Source organism: Achromobacter seleniivolatilans, assembly GCF_030864005.1.
GTDB lineage: Bacteria > Pseudomonadota > Gammaproteobacteria > Burkholderiales > Burkholderiaceae_B > Achromobacter > Achromobacter seleniivolatilans.
Window position 1 is genome coordinate 6,181,270 of the sequence record NZ_CP132976.1, and the last position, 18,383, is coordinate 6,199,652.

Here is an 18,383-nt window from a genome sequence, read left to right on the forward strand (position 1 = left end):
AGGTCTTATAAATTTTGCTAGTAATTTATCTAATGAAACCAGTCGTCGTCATCGGGTTCATCGGCACGCAACTCGATGCAGGGGTGGGTAGCGCCCGTTGGGAAAAGTGGCGGCCCACGGTTGCGCTGACACAGCACGAAGATCGCGTGGTGGCGCGGATGGAACTGCTCTATACCGTGCGCCATCGCAAGCTGGCCGAGTTGATCCAGGCCGACATTGCCGCCGTGTCGCCGGAAACCGTCGTGAATCTGGTCGAAGTGCAACTGGATGACCCCTGGGACTTCGGCGAGGTCTATAACTGCCTGCACGGGTGGGCGCGGGCCTATCCCTTTGACGTTGAGCGCGAGCAGTACTGGGCGCACATCACCACGGGCACCCACGTGGCGCAGATCTGCCAGTTTCTGCTGGTGGAGTCGCGGGTATTGCCTGGCGTGCTGGTGCAGACGGCGCCGCCACGGCGGCAGCGGTCCGGCACGCCGGGCGAGATCACGCTGATAGACCTGGACCTGTCGCGCTATGACGTGATTGCCCAGCGTTTCGCGGCGGAACAACGTGATGCGGTGGAGTTCTTGAAGCGCGGCATTGCCACGCGCAACGCCCGCTTCAATGCGTTGATTGCCGAAATCGAACGGGTGGCAGTGCGCTCGCGCGCAGCCATTCTGCTGGCCGGGCCCACGGGGGCAGGGAAGTCGTTTCTGGCGCGCCGCATGTTCGATTTGAAAAAGGCGCGCCATCACATCACGGGGCCATTTGTCGAAGTGAACTGCGCCACGTTGCGCGGTGACACGGCGGCTGCGGCGCTGTTCGGGCATCGGAAAGGGGCTTACACCGGCGCGGTGGCCGATCGCCCCGGTTTGCTGCGCACCGCGCACGAAGGCGTGCTGTTCTTAGATGAAATCGGCGAGCTGGGCGTGGATGAACAGGCGATGCTGCTCAAGGCCATTGAGGAAAAGCGCTTCTATCCGGTGGGCGCCGACCGCGAGGTTGAAAGCGATTTTCAGCTGATCGCAGGCACGAATCGGGATTTGCGCAGGGAAGTGGCTGCGGGCACGTTCCGGGAAGATCTGTACGCCCGCATCAATATGTGGACCTACGATTTGCCCGGTCTGGCTGAACGCAGTGAAGACATTGAGCCGAACGTGGATCATCTGTTGGCGCTGCATGCCAGCGAGAATCATCAGATGGTGCGGTTCAACGTTGAAGCGCGTAAGGCCTATATGACCTTTGCGCAAAGCCGCGATGCGCTGTGGCGCGGCAACTTCCGGGACCTGTCCTCCAGCATTCAGCGCTTGGCGACCCTGGCCGATGGCGGACGCATCGGGCTGGATCTGGTTCAGGCTGAAATCGAACGTTTGCGCTGGCTGTGGCGACGCGATGAGCCAGCCACTGAGGGCACGCAGGGCGCGCCCGCGCTAGCCACGCTGCTGGGCGCGGGTCGCGTCGCGGCGATGGATCTGTTTGACCGGCTGCAGCTTGAAGCCGTGCTGCGGGTCTGTGCAACTTCGCGCAGCCTGTCCGACGCCGGACGGCAACTGTTTCAGGCATCTCGTGCCGAACGCAGTGTGGTGAATGATGCAGACCGTCTGCGCAAGTACCTGGTCAAGCATGGGCTGAGTTGGGACCAGCTACGAGAAATTCCGTCCTAGCGGCGCCGCCGCGCCGCCTGCTATGCTGCTTTTTCCTGTGCCTCCAAGGATGCCGCGATGTCGGAAATCTGGCTGGAAATTTGGTCCACTGTGCGTAGCGAATTTGCCGATATCCCCGATGTGGGCGAGGCCACGCGCATCGTGTTGCGCTTGGGCATGGCAGTGATATTGGGCGGCTTGCTGGGTTATGAGCGCGAGCGCAGCGGCAAAGCCGCAGGCTTGCGCACCCATATGCTGGTGGCGCTGGGCGCGGCTATCTTCGTGCTGGTGCCCTTGCAAGGCGGCATGCAGGTCGGCGATATCAGCCGCGTGTTGCAAGGTGTGATCGCAGGCATTGGTTTTCTGGGGGCAGGCGCCATAATCAAGCTCAGTAACGAGCGTGAAATTCATGGGCTGACCACTTCGGCCAGTATCTGGATGACAGCGGCCATTGGCGTGGCCGCAGGCATGGGCCGTGAGGCCACGGCACTCGTCAGTACCGTGATGGCCTTGTTTGTGCTGGCGGTATTGCGCCGCGTCGAGGCAAGGATCTCCGCCAGGCAGGAAAAAAGCGTAATTGCTTCTGACGGCAAGTAGAGGCGGCAACGCCGCCGTCCGTTCGCTAACGCTGCGTATCAGCTGCCGCCGGACACATCAATAAATGAACCGCTGGTGTAGCCGGCTTCTTCTGAAAACAGCCACATGATCGCACCCGCCACTTCGTCGACGGTGCCGCCACGGCGTAGCGGGATGGCGCTTTTGACGCGATCCACGCGGCCTGGCTCGCCGCCGCTGGCGTGCATATCGGTGTAGATCGTGCCTGGCCGCACGCCGTTGACCCGGATGCCTTCCGGTGCGACTTCTTTGGACAAACCGATAGTGAAGGTGTCCAGCGCGCCCTTGGACGCTGCATAGTCCACGTATTCATTGGGCGAACCCAGGCGCGCTGCGGCGGACGACACATTGACGATAGCGCCGCCCTGGCCGCCGTGCCGCGGCGACATTCGGCGCACGGCCTCGCGGGCGCACAGAAAAGCGCCGATCACGTTGGTGGACAGTACGCGCAGCAGGCGTTCTGCATCCATGTCGTCCACGCGCATCTGTTTTTCCAGGATGCCGGCGTTGTTGACCAGCGCGTTGATGGGACCCAGACGTTCGTCCAGAATCCGGAACATACGCAGCACTTGATCTTCCTGCGACACATCCGCCTGGATCGCGATGGCGGTGCCGCCGCCACGCTGGATCTCGGCCACAACGGCATCAGCGGCGTCGGAATGGGTGCGGTAGTTGACGCCGACGGCGTAACCGCGGCGCGCGGCAAGCTTGGCGGCGGCGGCGCCGATGCCGCGGCTGCCGCCGGTAATCAGTATGACTTTTGACATGGTTTTCTCCTGCATATTCTGCACGGTAGCAGAACGGCGGGCCAGTCAGATCCAGACGTCGTTGGGCGCGCTGCGATCGCCGCCTTGATCGCCGGTGTTCACCACACCACAGGGTTCAATCAGCATCAAATGGGTTTCTTCCGTTGCGCAGGGCTTGTGTTCGACCCCTTTGGGAATCACCGTCATTTCACCCGGACCCAGGTCTATATGCCCATCACGCAGTTCGATGCGTAATTGGCCGCTGACCACGAAGAATGTCTCGTCGGTATCTGCATGGGAATGCCAGACAAATTCGCCCTGCACCTTAACCACCTTGAATTGGTAGTCGTTCATCTGGGCGATGACCTTGGGGCGCCAGTGCTCAGAGAACAGCGCTAACTTGCCAGCAACATTGATGGCGGGGATAGAAGACATGGTCGGCCCTGTATGAAATAGGAGATGTCCTCAGAATAGGGCGAGCGCACCCTCTGCGTCTTGTACGATCGTGCAGGTTTTACCGGCTGGATGCGTCAGCCGTGCAGCATCCGGCGCCAACGGTCCGGCGTCATGCCGTAGGTCTGGACGTGGCGGTGCGTCAGATGGCTTTGGTCGGTAAATCCGGCTTCTGCGGCGGCGTCCGCCAAGGGCCGGCCCGCGGCAATCAGCCGGCGCGCTTGATCCAGGCGGCGCAGCATCACATAGCGATAGGGGCTGGTGCCGAACAATGCGCGAAAGTCCCGCGACAAACTCCAGCGATCCATACCCGCCGCTCGCGCCAGTTCGTCCAGCGTAATCGGGCCGTTCAGGGATGCGTGGATGTACTGCCGCGCGCGTTCGGCGCCCGCGTAGTTGGCGCGACGGCGCCCTGGCTGGCGGCCTGCGGCAGCGCACAACGCGTGCGCCAAATCGTAGAGCGCATCGTCTTCCTGCAAGGGGTCGATGCGTGCATTGGTGCTCTGCAGCAACGTTTCGCTGGCGGCATACAGACGGTGATCTTGCGAAATGCCATCGCGAATGAATGGCAGCGGCCTGCCGCCCAGAATCTGCTGGATCAGCGCGGGCTCGACATAGATCATGCGGTAGTGGAATCCGGCCTCGGTGCCCGCCTGGCCGTCGTGGGCCTCGTCGGGGTGCAGCACAATAGTGCCGCCAGGCAGGCTATGCCGGAAGGACCGGCGGTAGTGAAAGCTCTGCACCCCCGACAGCGTACGCCCGATGGCGTAGGTGTCGTGGCGGTGCATGTTGTAGCCATGCCCGCCGAAATAGGCTTCGATGCGTTCTACGTGCCCAGAGGGCGCGGCGCGTAGCATCCAGTCCTGCTTCGGTGTGGCAATGGCCATTTCGCAACCTGCGGATGCGTGGGTTTGCGCGATTACTGCTTTACCTGAACCAGCACGAATTCGTTGCCGTACAGGTCGATGAAGTGCGCATAAACAGTGGTTTCGTCATGGACAGGCTCCTTGGTGAAGCGCACGCCGCGCGCGGCGAAATTGCTGTGGTCGCGAATGACATCGTCGGTATAGAACACGCCCACCGGCTGTCCGCCAGTTTGGTCGCCGACGCGATCGCGCTGCGCCTGCGTCAGGGCTTGCAGCAGCCATACGCCCACTGCGGGTTGTTCCGGCAGGCGCAGATGGACATACCGTTGAGGGCCTACAGGCATATCTACGAACACCTCCATGCCCAACTTGTCTTGATAGAAGGAAATGGCAGTGTCGTAGTCGTTCACGAGAAGGACGAGACGGCCCAGCGAATGCATGTCAGGACTCTCTTAGAGGTTAAGCGTGCGGCTATGCTAACCCGGCAGGCGGCTTTACTGGCTTTCGGCCTCCCGCAACAGGCGCAATCCCACAAGGGGATAGCGGGTTTCCTGCGTGTTCCAGTTGCGGTAGGACGAGCGCGTATACAGCGCCCACGTATGCCAGGAGCCGCCGCGCCTGACCCGGACATTGCCGGTGGCCGGGCCTTGCGGATCGTCGGTGGGGGAGTGCGCGTAGTAGTCCTCGCCATACCAATCTGACACCCACTCCCAGGCATTGCCGTGCATGTCATACAGGCCGAAAGCGTTTGGCTGAAAACTGGCGACTGGGGCCGTAAACGTGTAACCGTCGCGGCGCACCGAGGCGAACGCTTGCCATTTGGGCCAGAGCTGCGCGGCGTCGGGATCAAAACCGTTGCCCACATCTGGCATGCCTTGCGGATCATCGCCGTTCTGATAGCGGGTGCGGGTGCCAGCGCGGCAGGCGTACTCCCATTCGGCCTCGGTGGGCAGGCGGTACACCTTGCCTTCCTTCTGCGTCAGCCACCGGGCCAGCGCCATGGCATCGTTCCAGCTGATGTTCACCACGGGATGATCATCGCTTTGCACAAACCCCGGATTGCGCCAGGAGTAACGGCGGTCCCGTCCCTCAAAGGCGTCGCCGCGTTCTGATTTATCGGGATCGTAGGCTGCGTTGTAACCGTAGCCGCCCGTGCCGTCGGCTTCGGATTCCGGCACATACCCGGATGCCTCGATAAAGCGCCGGAACTGGCCTACCGTGACCTCTGTGCGTTCCAGGTAGAAGGGGCGCGTGATGCGCACGGTATGTACCGGCGCTTCATCAAACAGCTGGGCGTAACGGTCCTTGGGATATTGCGGGTAGTCGCGCGCCAGGGTCTCGGCCGCTTCATCGCTACCCATCTGAAATGTGCCGGCGGGTACGTGGACGAACGTCATGCCCAGCGAGTTTTCTAGCAAGGCGGGCGGTTCCTTCGCCCAGGCCGAGGCGGACAGCAGTGAGCAGGCAATAAGCAGACAGGAGCGGGTACGCATGGAGGTCCGGGGGCGGAGAGCAAAGGGCGCATGCCAAAGGCGGTATGCAGCAACGTGCGCAATATTAGGGCCGCCACGCCCGCACTGCCACACGGGGGGAACCCTCATTCCGCGTTGCTGATGAGGCCTGCGCAGGCCAGTCGTATTCGGATGGCTGCGCCGCCCGCTTTGGCTCAACCCGCTTTGCGCAGCGTGAAGTTGATCCGGTGGCTGCCCAGCCTGGGATGGGGCCGGTCCTGCATCGGCATGACTCCGTGATAACGCAGCCGGTCCACGCCGCCCCAGACCACGACGTCGCCATGAAACAGCGGCACGCGCTGCGTCTTGCCGGTCCGTTCGTTGCCGCCGAAGAGAAACACGGCGGGCATGCCTAGCGATACCGACACGATGGGGGCGGCGTAGTCGCGTTCATTCTTGTCCTGATGCAGCGACAAGCGCGAACCCGGCTCGTAGCGGTTGACCAGGCAGGCGTCTGGTAGAAAATTGGCGAAACCCGCTTCTGCGGCGGCTTGTTGCGCCAGCCGTAGAAAGGCTTCGGGCAAGTCCGGCCAAGGCTGGCCGGATAGCGGATCGATACGTGTGTAGCGGTATCCGTGGGCATCCGTCGCCCAGCCCAGCGTGCCGCAGTTGGTCAGCGCTACCGACATGGTGTAGCCGCCCGGCGTCTCCATGTGCCGGAACGGAGACTGCGTGGTGACTGCGTCCACGCCTTGCAGCAAGGCTTCAACCGCAGGCAGCGCAAAGCCTCGCAGCACAACAGATTGCGGGCCGATGATGTCACGGCCGCTTTGCGCGGTGTCGTCGCCGAACAGATCCAAAGTCATGACCATGATTATTGCGCGTCGTGAAAAATCAGGCCCAGCGTGTGGCGCCGTCCGCTATGCAATGCGCTGACGCCGTGCCGCATGGCTGTCTTGCGCCATCCGCGCACGCCGGGCACGGGACGCTGGTTGACGGTGAAAATCAGTGCATCGCCTTGTTGCAAGGGCAGCACGTCCGCGCGCTGTTCGCGGCTGCTGGTTTCCGTCATGACGAATTCGCCGCCCGTGAAATCCGTGCCAGGGCGCGACAACAGAATCGCCACCTGCAATGGAAATACGTGTTCGCCGTAAAGGTCTTGATGCAGGCAGTTGTAGTCGCCCGGCCCGTATTGCAGGATGAGCGGCGTGGGCCGGCGCTGTCCGGCATCGTGGCAGCGTTGCAGAAACGTGGCGTGGTCTGGCGGATACTGCACGGCAATTCCCATTTGCCGGTTCCAGCGGTTGGCGACAAGCGCCAGATACGGATACAGCGCGCCGCGCAGTTGCTGCAACAGCGGCGGCAGCGGGTATGAAAAATACTTGTACTCGCCACGGCCAAACCCATGGCGTTCCATCACGATGCGGCTGCGGTAACGGCCGGCCGCTACATAGCCATCGGCCAGCTCTGTGCATTGCGCGGGTGTCAGCAATGCGTTGATGACGGCGTTGCCGTGCGCATCCAGGGACTCGGTGATACGAGTCCAATCCAGAGCGGGCAGGGCGGTGGCGAGCGGGGCATCCATGGGGCAGGCAGACAAAGCGCGTAGCGGAAGAATCAGTCTACGCCGGCGCCTTCTGATTCGAACTCCGTTTTTTGCGATGCATCACAGCAAGGGTTCCAGCGGGAGTATCGACAAGAACCAGACGGAGATGCGCTGCCACGCCGTTGTGCCCGGTTCGGTGTTGTGGCGGATCGTTTCACCGTTGCGTTGTTCCAGCCAATAGAGATCGCCGTGGTCGTCCAGGCACACGCGATAGGCCACTGGGCCAAGTTCATGATCAAACGCATTGGCGATGCCGCGCGCAAGCGTGTGGCTGTCGATCACGAATCCCAGTTCGGTGTTTAGCTTGGCCGAACGCGGATCAAAGTTGAATGACCCTACAAAGACGCGCTGTCCGTCCACGGCGAAGGTCTTGGCGTGCAGGCTGGACCCTGAACTGCCAAAAGGACCCATGCTTTTGTTGCGCTCGATCCCGCCGGGTCTGCGCTTCATTTCGAACAACTCGACGCCGCTGGTCAATAGATCTTTGCGGCGTTTTGCGTAGCCGGAGTGCACCACCGCCACATCGGTGGCTTCCAGTGCGTTGGTCAGCACGCGAATCTTGACGCCGTTTTTCGCCATGTCTGCAAACGCCTGGGTGCCCGCAGCGGTCGGCACAAAGTAGGGCGACACCAGCTCAAGATCGGTTTTGGGGGCGCCCAGCATTTCGTGTAGCTGATGCGGCAGCATCGCTTCGGGCGGCGCCGTGCCCAAGGTCTTGCGCGGATCGTCGCTGACCATGCGGGTCGTCGCCCATTCCAGGTTCAGATTGCCTTGCAGCAGTTGCTGGATAAACGGCAGCTCCCGCAACGCTTGCGCGTAGGCGGCGGCTTCGGGCGAACGTTCCACGGTGCTTGCGTGCTCTTCCAACTCCTTCAATGCGCCGGACTCTGTTTTTTTCAGCAGAAGGTCCACGGGATAGGCGGACTCGCTGGCCCAGTACCGGTCGAAGTCCACCGATACGTCATGGACGGCGGCGCCTATAGTCAGTACGTCCAGATCCGTGAACACCACGTCTTTGGTGGCGCCGAAGTATTCGTCGCCGATGTTGCGGCCGCCGATGATGGTGGCGCTGTTGTCGGCGGTGAAGGACTTGTTGTGCATGCGCCGGTTCAGGCGGCTGAAGTCCGTGACATATCCCAGCGGTTTGGGCCAGCGCAGCACAAACGGGTTGTACAGCCGGACTTCCATGTTGGGATGCTCGTTCAGCGCGGACAGCACCGGGTCCAGACCCGAGGTGCCGTTGTCGTCCAGCAGCAAGCGTATGCGTACGCCCCGGTCGGCGGCGGCGTGCAGCGCCTCCAGCAACATCGTGCCCGTCATGTCGCCGTGCCAGATGTAGTACTGCACATCCAGGCTGCGCTCGGCGGCGCGCGCCAGCATCACGCGTGCCGCGAAAGCGTCGTAGGGGTCAGCCAGCGGGTAAATGCCCGACTTGCCGGGGTGCGCCGCCGCCAGTGGCGCGATGCTGCGGCCCAGCGGAGTGGAGGCGGCCTGTTCGGGTGTCAACGCCTGTGATTCGCTGCGCTTGCCCAGGGGAGGAAGGCTGCAACCGCTCAGAATCGAGAGGCAAAGAGTAGTCATGAGTAGGGGTTTGGCCAGAAGCATGCCCGTATTGTGCCGAAAGGCGCTGCCAAAAACCCGTCCTTGAAAGATTTCCGTATTTGAGATAAATTCCCTTATATGGAAAATACGTCTATCGATGCAGATCTGGACCAGCGCATTGCCCACCGCTTGAAAGCGCTGCGGCAAGAGCGCGGCTGGCCGCTGGATGAACTGGCCAGCCGGGCCGGTGTCAGCCGCGCCACGCTGTCCCGGCTGGAAAATGCCGAGGTCAGCCCCACCGCCAGCGTACTGGGCAAGCTGTGCACGGCGTATGGCATGACCATGTCTCGCCTGATGATGATGGTGGAAGACAATTTCGCGCCGCTGGTTCCGGAACGCGCGCAAGCCGTGTGGGTCGACGAGAGCACGGGTTTCAGGCGGCGCTCGGTATCGCCGCCTGCGCAGCAGCTTGCGGGCGAAGTGCTGGCCTGCGAACTGGACGCAGGCGCGCGCATCGCCTATGAGCGATCGCCGCGCCCCGGCTTGGAACACCATCTGCTGATGCTGGACGGCGAGCTGTCCCTGACCGTCGATGGTCAAACGCATCAATTGGCGCGCGGCGATTGCCTGCGCTACCAGCTATTTAACGCCAGCGAATTTATCACCCCGCCGCATAGCGGCGCCCGTTATCTGCTGTTTATCGTCTAAGCCCAGCCATGTCCTCAGCAAATCTAGAAGTGACCCAATTGACGGCGGACTCCGCCGCCGCCCATCTGACCGGTTTGACCGAGCTGCTGCACGCCTGCGTGCTGGGCGGCGCCAGCGTCAGTTTTGTCCTGCCTTATTCGTCAGACGACGCGCAGGTTTTCTGGCAAGCCAAGGTGCTGCCTGCCGTTGCAGGCGGCAAGCTGGCGCTGTGGGTGGCGCGCCAGGACGGACGGATCGCCGGCTCGGTGCAGCTGGACATCGACACCCCGCCCAATCAACCGCATCGCGCAGAGGTGCGCAAGCTGCTGGTGCACCCCGACTTCCGCCGCCGCGGCATCGCCCGCCTGTTGCTGCGCGAAGCCGAAGCCTATGCCCAGCAATGCGGCCGCACGCTGATCACGCTGGACACGCGTTCGGGAGATAGCGCTGAACCGCTATACACATCCATGGGGTATGTGACGGTGGGCCAGATCCCCGGCTTCAGCCGCGATCCGCATGATCCGTCGAAGGTGGATGGGACGACGATTATGTATAAGCAGATGCGCAGCGCAAATGTGTGAATCGGTCTTAATCATCGGTGCTTGAGCGCCAGGCAGATATAGACTGTCCCATCACTTTCTGGGATAGGTCATGTTCTCCGGTACCGGTATTTATTCCATTCGCGAAGCCGCACGCCTGATCCAGGTGCCCCCCAGGAAACTGGGGCGCTGGATGTTTGGTCACAACTATTTCAGCAAGACCACTGGCGCCCGGCTTTCTTCGTCTGCTTTATGGACACCGCAGCCAGTGGCGGTTACCGCGCCAAATCGCCTGATCGGCTTTGCAGATCTGCTCGAGGCCCGATTTGTGAGCGCTTTTGCCTCTTACGGCGTTCCTCTGCGAGTCATTCGTCACTGTTTGGCCAGCGCGCAAAGCCTCTACAGGGTGAAATATCCGTTCACCACGTTGCGGTTCAAAACGGACGGCAAGACAATATTTGCCGAGGCTGTGCGCGAAGCCAGTGCCAATGCGTCCTTGGTTGACCTGAATAGTCTTCAGAACGTCTTCCGGGAAATCATTCGTCCATCGCTATATGCCGGCATTGAGTACCGGGGGGGCAATGCACTGAAATGGTATCCAGCGCTGCGACGCGAGGGCATTGTGCTGGACCCTGCTCGTGAATCCGGGCGCGCAATCGTCGAAGACACGGGTACACCCACTGACGTGTTGTATGCGTCGTACGTTGCAGAAGGGGCTACCCCCCGGGCTGCATGCCACACCGCGCGAATCTACGACGTGCCGCTGCGGTATGTGAGATCGGCAATCAAGTTCGAGTCGCACCTGAGCGCGCTAAACCATTGAACTTTTTATTCGACAACAATTTGCCGCCGAGTTGGGCGGCCACTTTTGTTGCGGCCAGTCAGCGCAAGTTTCCTGCCGCGTGGCTAGCGGACGTACACCATCTGCGCGAGAAATTTCCGGCAGGCACACCCGATGTGTTCTGGATGGAAGCCCTGGAGCGAGAAATGCCCTGGACCATCATTTCGGGTGATTCATTTCGAAAAGGGCAAGGGGCCGAACGCCGAGCAATCCGAGCTTACGGGTTGTCGGTGTTCGTTCTGCAGGCGTCATGGGCAGCAATGCCTTATTGGGCAAAGCTTGCGCAGTTCAGTTTGTGGTGGCCAAGAATCGTGGAGCTGGCCGGAACGGTCAAAGGAAATACCGTTGAGGTTCCTTGGCGTCTTTCTAGTGGGTTCAGAACGCGCTAATGGTCTTCAAGCCAGCGGCTTGATCCCCACGCTGTACGGAGGCGCGTTGCCGCGCGCGGCGGCTTTGATCTTCAGCATCGAGCCGCCGGGAGTGAATTCAAAGTCCTGGTAGGGGACTTCAAACCACTGGTGGAAGCTGGTGCGGGAGAACTCCGGCACCCAGACCTTGGGGCGCTTGGCATCACAGTGGAACTCAACCGTTGTGCGGTCGATGCCCAGCGGGCGGGTATTGCCAATGCGGTAGCTGACGCGCAGTTCGGCGCTTTGGGTCGAGCCGGGGCGCCACGTCAGGCCGATGGACTCCATGAATTGTTCAATCGCCTGAATACCGCTGGACATAGCTGACTCCGAATGCTGTCGGGCGCCGCGCGCCCACGAAAAGCCGCCGCATATGGCGGCGGGAAACAGACGAATTATCCGCCATTCCGGACTTGGCTGCCCAGGCAGGGGGCGCAGGGCTCCGCGAGGATGCCCTGCGCCTGGCGATTGCCCTCCTAAACTTGGGGCCGACCGCAGAAGGTCAGGATGGCCTCGGCCACCGCTTGCGGGGCTTCGCGTTGGGGAAAATGGCCGACGCCGTCCAGCACCCGGCGTTCGTAACGGCCGCTGAAGTATTGTTCTTTGCCTTCGGACGTGACGGGCTGATTGCACGTGTCGGCGCGGCCGTGCAGCACCAGCGTGGGCACGGTCAAGACGGGGGCTGGGCTCAGGCGCGCGCTGTCCTGGGCGTAGGCGAGGTCGCCTTCTGCATGGCCCCAGCGGTGCCGGTAGGAATGCAGCACTACGTCGGCCCAATCCGGGTTGTCGAAAGCGTGCGCCGCTTCGTCGAAGTCCGCCTGGGTGTACCAGAAGGCAGGTGACCAGGTGTCCCACATGTACCGGGCGAATTCGCGGCCATTGCCGCGCACGGTGTCCGCGCCGCGTGGTGTAGCCATGAACCAGTGGTACCAATAGTTGCGGGTCTGGGCCAGCGACAGCGGCTGGGACGGATCGTTGGTGCCATATCCCACCGACAGCAGCACCAGTTCGCTGGCTACCCCCGGCCGCAGGCCGCAGGCATTGGCGGTGGCGCGGGCGCCCCAGTCATGCCCCACCAGCAGCGGTTTGTTCAGATGGAGCGCGTCGATAAAGTCGAGTAGATCGCGCCCCAGTGCGGCCAATTCGCCGCTACGTGGGGTTTCCGCATGGCGAAAGCGCGTAAGTCCGAAGCCGCGCAAGGCGGGGCACAACACCCGGTAGCCTTCAGCGGCCAGCCGGCCGGCCACCGTGCGCCAGCTTTCGGGGCTGTCGGGCCAGCCATGGACCAGCACGGCGGTGCGCGTCCCGGCGGGGTTCCATTCCAGATAGGCGATGTCCAGCATAGGGGTTTGGACGGTGGCATAGGGGGGCAGCATAGGAACTCCTTGTAGCGCGTGTTGGTCTTGTCACGATAGCTCTTGGGCTTGTCATGATTCTTGATGAATAAGCATTTATTATCAAGAAATCATTAATAGTTGGGGGCGATCGATGGAAACCTTGAACGAGTCGACCGGCGCCGTGCTGGACCTGACACTTTTACGCACGTTTCTGGAAGTGGTGGATAGCGGCGGATTTGCGCTGGCCGCCGATACGCTGGCCTTGACGCCCTCGGCCGTCAGCGGCCACATCAAACGGCTTGAGGTACTGGCTGGCGCCGTTTTGCTGGACCGAACCACACGCAGCTTTGAACTGACGGCCTCGGGAGAGACGCTCTATGCCTACGCGCGAAATATTGTCGATCTGGAACGCGAAGCGCGCGCGCGATTGCACGGCACGCGGCTAAAGGGGCGTTTGCGTATAGGCTCGTCGGAAGATTTTGCGGCAGCATGGCTGGCCCAGGTGTTGCAAACCTTTCATCGTGGGCATCCTGAGGCCTCGATAGAACTGAAAGTGGGCATCACCGCCAATCTGCTGCGCGAGCAATCTCGGGGCAAGCTGGATGTCGTGTTTGGCAAGCAATGCGCACGCGTGCAGGACGACGGCGAATTGTTGTGGGAAGAGGAATTGGTGTGGGCCTGGGCAGCCGATAAATCCTGGAAACCCGGGCCACTGGTGCCGCTGGCGGTCTTTCCCGAACCCTGCGTGTATCGCGAAGCGGCCATCACCGCGCTGGGGCAGGCGCAGCAAGGCTGGCTCCCCGTGTTTGAAAGCGGCAGCATGGCGGGCTGCCTTGCCGCGGCGCAAGCGGGTTTTGCCGTGGCGCCCGTGGCGCGCAGCCAATTGCGCGATGGGTTGCGCGCGCTGTCCCCTGATGACGGGATGCCCGAGCTGCCGCTGGCGCGCTTCTACGCTTATTTACGTTCAGCCGATCCAGCGGCGCAGGCGTTGGTTGCCGCCGTCCGGCAGACGGGGCAGCGGCGGCGCTTTGCGCAATGACTATCGGGGGATCGTTGTGGCGCGGCCCCGCAGGCAGGTCTGATGGGGCCGCCCCGTGTTGAACTCCGTTTATCGCCACCATTGAGTAAAGCAAATGGACGCATCGCCCCGAGGCTCGCACCATGGCGCTTATGTCCCGGGCACGGCTGGCGATCAGCCGGCCGGTCAGGCTTCAACGGTCAGGTTTCATGGGTCAGACCCCAATCAAGGAATCAGCATGGCAAATTTCATCTTGGCATTGGTTAACGCAGAACTTTCTCTTTTCGGTGTTGCGACGGCAAACGACCCCGTCACGGCCTCCGCCGCTGAGACGCCCGGCTCCACGACAGCGTTCGACAGCGAGCACTATCGCAGCGCCCTGGGTTAAGGCCGGCCACGCCGTCCTGACGGGAAGGAATGGAGAAATAGGCAGGTTTCACGCAAGAACGAGCCTGTACGCCCTAGCGTGTGATTCTTAATATCCCTACCAGGCTAAGGGCTGATGGATGCGAGATGCATACACCGGCTTTTCAGCCGGGCCGCCAGGCGTCTTGCCGGCGGCTGCAAGCTGGCAAGGAGAGGGAATCGCATGAAATCCGAAAAAATCTGGTTGGTGACTGGCGTGTCGGCGGGCTTGGGTCTGGTGCTGGTAAAGATGTTGCTGGATTCTGGCCACAAAGTGGCCGCGACGTCCGAGGACGGCGATGCGTTGCTGGATGCCGTGGGCGCCAAGCTTGAGGGCCAGTTCCTGCCCTTGACGGTGGATCTGGCCGACGAGCGCAATGTGCGCCGTGCCGTGGACTCCACTATCGCTGCGTTCGGCGGCGTGGATGTGGTGGTGAATAACGCGGGTGTCGGGTTGCAGGGGGCGCTGGATAGTCTGTCGGATGCAGAGCTGCGCGGCAGTTTTGATAGCAATGTGTTTGGCATGCTGAACGTGATCCGCGCCGTGCTGCCACGCATGCGTGCACAACGCAGCGGGCACGTGTTCAACATCTCGTCGATTCTGGGCTTTGACGGCGGACATGCGCAATGGGGGGCTTACAGCGCCACCAAGTTTGCAGTCAGCGGCCTGACGGAATCGCTGGCGGCTGAAGCCGCGGCGTGGGGCGTGCGCGTGTCGCTGGTGTATCCGGGCGCCATGCGTGCATCGCCCGCCTGGCGTGGCGCGCAATACAACACGCCTGAACTGGCCGCGCGTGATCCGCAGCGGCAGGAGTTGGGCGGGGACCCGGTCAAGGCCGCACAAGCGCTCATCAACGCGGCAGACGCGCAATACGCGCCCCTGCATCTGTTCCTGGGCCGCGACGCCTTCGATCAGGCGCGCAACAAGATCCAATCGGTTCAGCAGGAATTGGCGCGTTGGCGCGAGATGTCGGTGTCGATTGGTGTTGTGGACGAGCGCCGCCTGGCTGCCTGACGGCGCATCGGGTCAGCGCGGCCAGCCTTGAACGACTTGATAGCCACCCAGCAATGCCAGGCTGACCATAAAACACAGCTTGAAAGCTCGCGCCGACAGTTTGGCTCGCAGCCACTGCCCCAGCGCCATCCCGGCAAGCGCCGGTAGCAGCATCAGTACAGACGCGCGGGCGGCGCTGGGGCTGTAGCCGCCGTTGAGCCACAAGCCAGCCGCCAGCGCCACGGTGGATACCGTGAACGAAATTCCCATGGCTTGGATCAGGCCATCTTTGCCCAGGTTCAAGGCCTGCAAATAGGGCACGGCAGGAATGACGAACACGCCAGTCGCTGCTGTGATCACGCCGGTGATCACGCCTACGACGGCGCCTAGTGCGCCTTCGTGCTGGCGCGGCACGCTTGGCGGCGATGATCCGAACAGGCCCCAGGCGGCGTAAGCCACCAGCGCCAAGCCCAAACAGACGCTGGCCCAGTCGCCGGACGGCGCGCCCAGCCATAGCGCGCCAGCAAGCGTGCCTGCGCAAACGCCTGCCTGCATGGGTGCAATGCGGCGAAAAATGCCAAGCAGCGTGGGCCAGGGACGGGCCTGCCACAGGTTGGTGATCAGTGAGGGCACGATCAGCAGGGCGGCAGCTTGCGCCGGCGCCATGATCAGCGCCAACATCGCCATGGAAATGGTGGGCAGACCCAGGCCGACCACGCCTTTTACTACACCGGCCAAAATGAACACGGCCACGGTGGCGGCAAGTAGCGCTGGTGTGCCGCCGGGCAGCCAATCAAATGAATTCATGCGGACTCGCTTTGTCTCTGGTTTTGCCGAAGGAGGCTTTATTCTGCCGTCGGCGGCGCGCTGGGGGGTATCGGGATCTTGCATATCCAGCCTATGGTTCAGCCTGAGTCTGCGTGCTACGCTGCCCGAATGCGATTCGACCTGACCGATCTACGGCTCTTCCTGAATGTGCAGGAGACGGGCTCTATTACAGCGGGCGCCAAGCGGTCACACATGACGCTGGCCTCCGCCAGCGAACGCATCCGCGGCATGGAAGACACGCTGGGCGTTCCTCTGCTGCTGCGCGAACATCGCGGCGTTGAACCCACGCCCGCCGGCCGCACTTTGGCACATCACGCGCGAGTGGTGCTGGCACAGATGGATCGCATGCGTGGGGAACTGGACCACTATGGACTTGGCCTGAAAGGACACGTGCGCGTGTTGTGCAACACCACCGCGTTAAGTGAGTATTTGCCATCAGTCCTGGGCGAGTTCCTGAAGGATCACCCGCGTGTCTCGGTGGACCTGGAAGAGCGGCTCAGTCACGAAATCGCGGATGCGCTGCGCGCAGGCACTTGCGATATCGGCGTGCTGGCCGACTCGGCGGATCTGCACGGCTTACAGACGCGCACTTTTCGGCATGACCCGCTGACGCTGATCGTGCCGCGTGGGCATGCCTTGGCTGAACGCGCTGCCATCACGCTGGCCGAAGTGGCGGACGAAGCGTTCGTGGGGCTGGTAGAAGGCAGTGCGTTGCAGGAGCACATCGCGCACCATGCGCGGCGCATCGGCAAGGTGCTGTCTTATCGCGTGCGCCTGCGCAGTTTTGATGCGGTCTGCCGGATGGTGGGGCAAGGTGTGGGCATAGGCATCGTGCCGCGCGTGGCGGCGCTGCGGTATGGCCGTGCCGCCGGTGTGCAGCGCGTGGCTCTGGCCGATGACTGGGCCGTGCGGGATCTGGTGTTGTGCGTGCGCAGTGCCTTGCCCGCGTATGCCGCCGAGCTGGTGGCATACGCCCTGCGCGGCGCGCCCGCTACAGGCGAGCCAGTTTCCCCGGTTTTCTCAGATGGCCCCGTTCAAACCAGGAACCCGAAGCGACCGCGCCAAGGATGATCAAGCCGTACACGCACATTGCGGCCGCTGCAATCAGGAACAAGACGGTCAGTGATCCGGTCAGATGCAGCGCAATGCCGCCAATACCTACTCCGATCAGCAGACGCAAGCAGCCTGCCACCAGTGGCCACTTCAGCCGTCCCGCGCCTTGCGACGCGAAGTACATCGAGAACCCCAGCGCGAAGAAACCATACACGGGGCCGACGGTGCGCAGGTACACGGACCCGGCTTCCAGCATGTGGTCTTCGGCGCCGAACAATCGCAGCCACGCTTCAGGGAAAAATGCTGCGGTCAGGCCTATCGCTTCGGCCAGCACGAAGGCGATCGCGCCGCCAGTCAACGCGATCCGCATGGCGCGTTCCGGTTTGCCAGCGCCGATGTTGGAGCCCACCATGGCGACCATGGGGGCGCCCAGTCCGAAGGCGATAGGCATCAACAAATATTCCAGCCGTACGGCGATGCCGTAGCCCGCCATCGCCGCCGTTCCCGCGTAGGCGCCTACCAGCGCCGTCGTCAAGGCCACCAATGCATTCGTCAACAAAGGGTTCAAGGTGGCCAACGCGCCCACGCTGAGAATGCTGCGCATCAAGCTCGGATAAAGCCGGCTGGCGACCAGCCGTGCCGGGTTGCGTCCGCTGGCGCAGTACAGGCCAAGAATCAACGCGCCCGCGCCGTAGTAGACAAGCAGCGCCCAGCCGCCGCCCGCCACGCCCAGCGCAGGAAATGGCCCCCACCCGAAGATCAGGCACGGCGACAAGGGAATCAGCAGCAAGGCGCCGCCGCAGATCACCGCGCCCGGCACCAGCATATTGCCGGTGCCGCGGATGACGCTGGCAAATGCATTCATCAGCCACATCAGGACGATGCCGCCAAAAATGACATTGGAATACGCCAGAGCAGCGTCCAACGCCTCGCCTTGGGCGCCCAGGGCGCGATACAACTGCGGACCGAAGGCCAGCAGCAACACACAGAAAATCAGGCCCAGCAGCGCATTCAGTACTACCGCATGCAGCACCAATTGATCCGCTTCCTGTTGCCTGCCTCCGCCCAGTGCGCGTGCGACCGCTGCGGATATGCCGCCGCCCATTGCGCCTTGTGACATATTGCCCATCAGAAACAGCACAGGCACAACCAGCGCCACCCCTGCCAATACCGAAGTACCCAATCGCGCCAGAAACCAGGTTTCGATCAGACCGGTAGCGGACTGCGCGGACATCATCAGAATATTGGGCCAGGACAGCCGCGCCAATGTGGGGGCGATAGGCGCTTCAAGCATGGCTTGCAGGCGCGCATTGGCAAGACGTGGCGGGGGATTGGATGACATGGAAAGTGGCCGCGATGGATTGCGGTAA

General features: G+C 62.4%; 22 protein-coding genes. 10 read left to right on the forward strand and 12 right to left on the reverse strand.

The features are described from left to right. Positions 1-32: 32 nt before the first annotated feature. Positions 33-1,646: an RNA repair transcriptional activator RtcR gene (rtcR, locus tag RAS12_RS27880; protein ID WP_306943510.1), complete on the forward strand. Its 1,614-nt coding sequence runs from the start codon at positions 33-35 to the stop codon at positions 1,644-1,646. 57 nt (positions 1,647-1,703) lie between these two features. Further along, a complete protein-coding gene (locus RAS12_RS27885) occupies positions 1,704-2,222 on the forward strand; it encodes an MgtC/SapB family protein (protein ID WP_306943511.1) in 519 nt (172 codons plus the stop codon). A 38-nt stretch (positions 2,223-2,260) separates the two neighbouring features. Here RAS12_RS27885 and RAS12_RS27890 read toward each other — a convergent pair whose 3' ends face one another. From RAS12_RS27890 to RAS12_RS27925, 8 genes are all read right to left on the reverse strand, one after another. Further along, entirely contained in the window at positions 2,261-3,007 is a 747-nt protein-coding gene (locus RAS12_RS27890) for an SDR family oxidoreductase (RefSeq protein WP_306943513.1), read from the reverse strand. A 45-nt stretch (positions 3,008-3,052) separates the two neighbouring features. Then, complete coding sequence (locus RAS12_RS27895; protein ID WP_306943515.1) at positions 3,053-3,421, reverse strand: cupin domain-containing protein; 369 nt, start codon at positions 3,419-3,421, stop codon at positions 3,053-3,055. A 95-nt stretch (positions 3,422-3,516) separates the two neighbouring features. Beyond that, on the reverse strand, positions 3,517-4,326 hold the full coding sequence (locus RAS12_RS27900) for an AraC family transcriptional regulator (RefSeq protein ID WP_306943517.1): 810 nt from the start codon (positions 4,324-4,326) through the stop codon (positions 3,517-3,519). A 32-nt stretch (positions 4,327-4,358) separates the two neighbouring features. Further along, a complete protein-coding gene (locus RAS12_RS27905; RefSeq protein WP_306943519.1) occupies positions 4,359-4,745 on the reverse strand; it encodes a VOC family protein in 387 nt (128 codons plus the stop codon). 54 nt (positions 4,746-4,799) lie between these two features. Beyond that, complete coding sequence (locus tag RAS12_RS27910) at positions 4,800-5,798, reverse strand: formylglycine-generating enzyme family protein (RefSeq protein ID WP_306943520.1); 999 nt, start codon at positions 5,796-5,798, stop codon at positions 4,800-4,802. Between the two features lie 173 nt (positions 5,799-5,971). Continuing rightward, complete coding sequence (gene alkB / locus RAS12_RS27915; protein ID WP_306943522.1) at positions 5,972-6,628, reverse strand: DNA oxidative demethylase AlkB; 657 nt, start codon at positions 6,626-6,628, stop codon at positions 5,972-5,974. Positions 6,629-6,630: 2 nt separating this feature from the next. Beyond that, positions 6,631-7,341: a 2OG-Fe(II) oxygenase gene (locus RAS12_RS27920; protein WP_306943523.1), complete on the reverse strand. Its 711-nt coding sequence runs from the start codon at positions 7,339-7,341 to the stop codon at positions 6,631-6,633. A gap of 81 nt (positions 7,342-7,422) precedes the next feature. After that, positions 7,423-8,943, reverse strand: coding sequence for a phospholipase D family protein (locus tag RAS12_RS27925; protein ID WP_371321226.1), 1,521 nt, complete (start codon positions 8,941-8,943; stop codon positions 7,423-7,425). Positions 8,944-9,042: 99 nt separating this feature from the next. Between RAS12_RS27925 and RAS12_RS27930 the strand changes: the two genes are divergently transcribed. The 4 genes from RAS12_RS27930 to RAS12_RS27945 all read left to right on the forward strand — a co-directional run bounded on the left by RAS12_RS27930 (position 9,043) and on the right by RAS12_RS27945 (position 11,360). After that, complete coding sequence (locus RAS12_RS27930) at positions 9,043-9,612, forward strand: helix-turn-helix domain-containing protein (protein WP_306943527.1); 570 nt, start codon at positions 9,043-9,045, stop codon at positions 9,610-9,612. 8 nt (positions 9,613-9,620) lie between these two features. Then, positions 9,621-10,172, forward strand: coding sequence for a GNAT family N-acetyltransferase (locus RAS12_RS27935; RefSeq protein WP_306943529.1), 552 nt, complete (start codon positions 9,621-9,623; stop codon positions 10,170-10,172). 70 nt (positions 10,173-10,242) lie between these two features. Continuing rightward, entirely contained in the window at positions 10,243-10,953 is a 711-nt protein-coding gene (locus tag RAS12_RS27940; protein ID WP_306943530.1) for a DUF433 domain-containing protein, read from the forward strand. After that, positions 10,950-11,360 carry a PIN-like domain-containing protein gene (locus tag RAS12_RS27945; RefSeq protein WP_306943533.1) on the forward strand — a complete coding sequence of 137 codons (411 nt, stop codon included), beginning with the start codon at positions 10,950-10,952 and terminating at the stop codon, positions 11,358-11,360. Before RAS12_RS27940 ends, RAS12_RS27945 begins: the two co-directional genes overlap by 4 nt. A gap of 6 nt (positions 11,361-11,366) precedes the next feature. On the opposite strand, the gene RAS12_RS27950 is transcribed toward RAS12_RS27945, so the two are convergent. Together RAS12_RS27950 and RAS12_RS27955 are read right to left on the reverse strand one after the other, a co-directional pair. Then, positions 11,367-11,699: a hypothetical protein gene (locus RAS12_RS27950; protein WP_306943535.1), complete on the reverse strand. Its 333-nt coding sequence runs from the start codon at positions 11,697-11,699 to the stop codon at positions 11,367-11,369. Between the two features lie 155 nt (positions 11,700-11,854). Next, on the reverse strand, positions 11,855-12,754 hold the full coding sequence (locus RAS12_RS27955) for an alpha/beta fold hydrolase (protein ID WP_306943537.1): 900 nt from the start codon (positions 12,752-12,754) through the stop codon (positions 11,855-11,857). 112 nt (positions 12,755-12,866) lie between these two features. Here RAS12_RS27955 and RAS12_RS27960 point away from each other — a divergent pair, with 112 nt between their 5' ends. The 3 genes from RAS12_RS27960 to RAS12_RS27970 all read left to right on the forward strand — a co-directional run bounded on the left by RAS12_RS27960 (position 12,867) and on the right by RAS12_RS27970 (position 15,153). Next, positions 12,867-13,754 (forward strand): LysR family transcriptional regulator, encoded by an 888-nt coding sequence (locus RAS12_RS27960; protein WP_306943539.1) that lies wholly within the window; start codon positions 12,867-12,869, stop codon positions 13,752-13,754. A gap of 217 nt (positions 13,755-13,971) precedes the next feature. Continuing rightward, the gene (locus RAS12_RS27965) at positions 13,972-14,121 is read left to right on the forward strand and encodes a hypothetical protein (protein WP_306943540.1); all 150 of its coding nucleotides are present in this window, start codon (positions 13,972-13,974) and stop codon (positions 14,119-14,121) included. Between the two features lie 201 nt (positions 14,122-14,322). Further along, positions 14,323-15,153, forward strand: a complete 831-nt coding sequence (locus RAS12_RS27970; protein ID WP_306943542.1) for an SDR family NAD(P)-dependent oxidoreductase — start codon at positions 14,323-14,325, stop codon at positions 15,151-15,153. Positions 15,154-15,165: 12 nt separating this feature from the next. Here the strand turns inward: RAS12_RS27970 and RAS12_RS27975 are convergent, their stop codons facing one another. Further along, positions 15,166-15,939 carry a sulfite exporter TauE/SafE family protein gene (locus RAS12_RS27975; protein WP_306943544.1) on the reverse strand — a complete coding sequence of 258 codons (774 nt, stop codon included), beginning with the start codon at positions 15,937-15,939 and terminating at the stop codon, positions 15,166-15,168. Positions 15,940-16,068: 129 nt separating this feature from the next. Between RAS12_RS27975 and RAS12_RS27980 the strand changes: the two genes are divergently transcribed. Next, positions 16,069-17,031: a LysR family transcriptional regulator gene (locus tag RAS12_RS27980; RefSeq protein ID WP_306943547.1), complete on the forward strand. Its 963-nt coding sequence runs from the start codon at positions 16,069-16,071 to the stop codon at positions 17,029-17,031. On the opposite strand, the gene RAS12_RS27985 is transcribed toward RAS12_RS27980, so the two are convergent. Beyond that, a complete protein-coding gene (locus RAS12_RS27985; protein WP_306943549.1) occupies positions 16,952-18,355 on the reverse strand; it encodes an MATE family efflux transporter in 1,404 nt (467 codons plus the stop codon). The two genes, RAS12_RS27980 and RAS12_RS27985, sit on opposite strands and share 80 nt — an antisense overlap. Positions 18,356-18,383: the final 28 nt, after the last annotated feature.

Excerpts from the sequence above, each read along its gene's own strand:
- rtcR (WP_306943510.1), top strand. The coding sequence starts at position 33 with ATGAAACCAGTCGTCGTCATCGGGTTCATCGGCACGCAACTCGATGCA.
- RAS12_RS27885 (WP_306943511.1), top strand. The coding sequence starts at position 1,704 with ATGTCGGAAATCTGGCTGGAAATTTGGTCCACTGTGCGTAGCGAATTT.
- RAS12_RS27890 (WP_306943513.1), bottom strand. The coding sequence starts at position 3,007 with ATGTCAAAAGTCATACTGATTACCGGCGGCAGCCGCGGCATCGGCGCC.
- RAS12_RS27895 (WP_306943515.1), bottom strand. The coding sequence starts at position 3,421 with ATGTCTTCTATCCCCGCCATCAATGTTGCTGGCAAGTTAGCGCTGTTC.
- RAS12_RS27900 (WP_306943517.1), bottom strand. The coding sequence starts at position 4,326 with ATGGCCATTGCCACACCGAAGCAGGACTGGATGCTACGCGCCGCGCCC.
- RAS12_RS27905 (WP_306943519.1), bottom strand. The coding sequence starts at position 4,745 with ATGCATTCGCTGGGCCGTCTCGTCCTTCTCGTGAACGACTACGACACT.
- RAS12_RS27910 (WP_306943520.1), bottom strand. The coding sequence starts at position 5,798 with ATGCGTACCCGCTCCTGTCTGCTTATTGCCTGCTCACTGCTGTCCGCC.
- alkB (WP_306943522.1), bottom strand. The coding sequence starts at position 6,628 with ATGGTCATGACTTTGGATCTGTTCGGCGACGACACCGCGCAAAGCGGC.
- RAS12_RS27920 (WP_306943523.1), bottom strand. The coding sequence starts at position 7,341 with ATGGATGCCCCGCTCGCCACCGCCCTGCCCGCTCTGGATTGGACTCGT.
- RAS12_RS27925 (WP_371321226.1), bottom strand. The coding sequence starts at position 8,943 with ATGACTACTCTTTGCCTCTCGATTCTGAGCGGTTGCAGCCTTCCTCCC.
- RAS12_RS27930 (WP_306943527.1), top strand. The coding sequence starts at position 9,043 with ATGGAAAATACGTCTATCGATGCAGATCTGGACCAGCGCATTGCCCAC.
- RAS12_RS27935 (WP_306943529.1), top strand. The coding sequence starts at position 9,621 with ATGTCCTCAGCAAATCTAGAAGTGACCCAATTGACGGCGGACTCCGCC.
- RAS12_RS27940 (WP_306943530.1), top strand. The coding sequence starts at position 10,243 with ATGTTCTCCGGTACCGGTATTTATTCCATTCGCGAAGCCGCACGCCTG.
- RAS12_RS27950 (WP_306943535.1), bottom strand. The coding sequence starts at position 11,699 with ATGTCCAGCGGTATTCAGGCGATTGAACAATTCATGGAGTCCATCGGC.
- RAS12_RS27955 (WP_306943537.1), bottom strand. The coding sequence starts at position 12,754 with ATGCTGCCCCCCTATGCCACCGTCCAAACCCCTATGCTGGACATCGCC.
- RAS12_RS27960 (WP_306943539.1), top strand. The coding sequence starts at position 12,867 with ATGGAAACCTTGAACGAGTCGACCGGCGCCGTGCTGGACCTGACACTT.
- RAS12_RS27965 (WP_306943540.1), top strand. The coding sequence starts at position 13,972 with ATGGCAAATTTCATCTTGGCATTGGTTAACGCAGAACTTTCTCTTTTC.
- RAS12_RS27970 (WP_306943542.1), top strand. The coding sequence starts at position 14,323 with ATGAAATCCGAAAAAATCTGGTTGGTGACTGGCGTGTCGGCGGGCTTG.
- RAS12_RS27975 (WP_306943544.1), bottom strand. The coding sequence starts at position 15,939 with ATGAATTCATTTGATTGGCTGCCCGGCGGCACACCAGCGCTACTTGCC.
- RAS12_RS27980 (WP_306943547.1), top strand. The coding sequence starts at position 16,069 with ATGCGATTCGACCTGACCGATCTACGGCTCTTCCTGAATGTGCAGGAG.
- RAS12_RS27985 (WP_306943549.1), bottom strand. The coding sequence starts at position 18,355 with ATGTCATCCAATCCCCCGCCACGTCTTGCCAATGCGCGCCTGCAAGCC.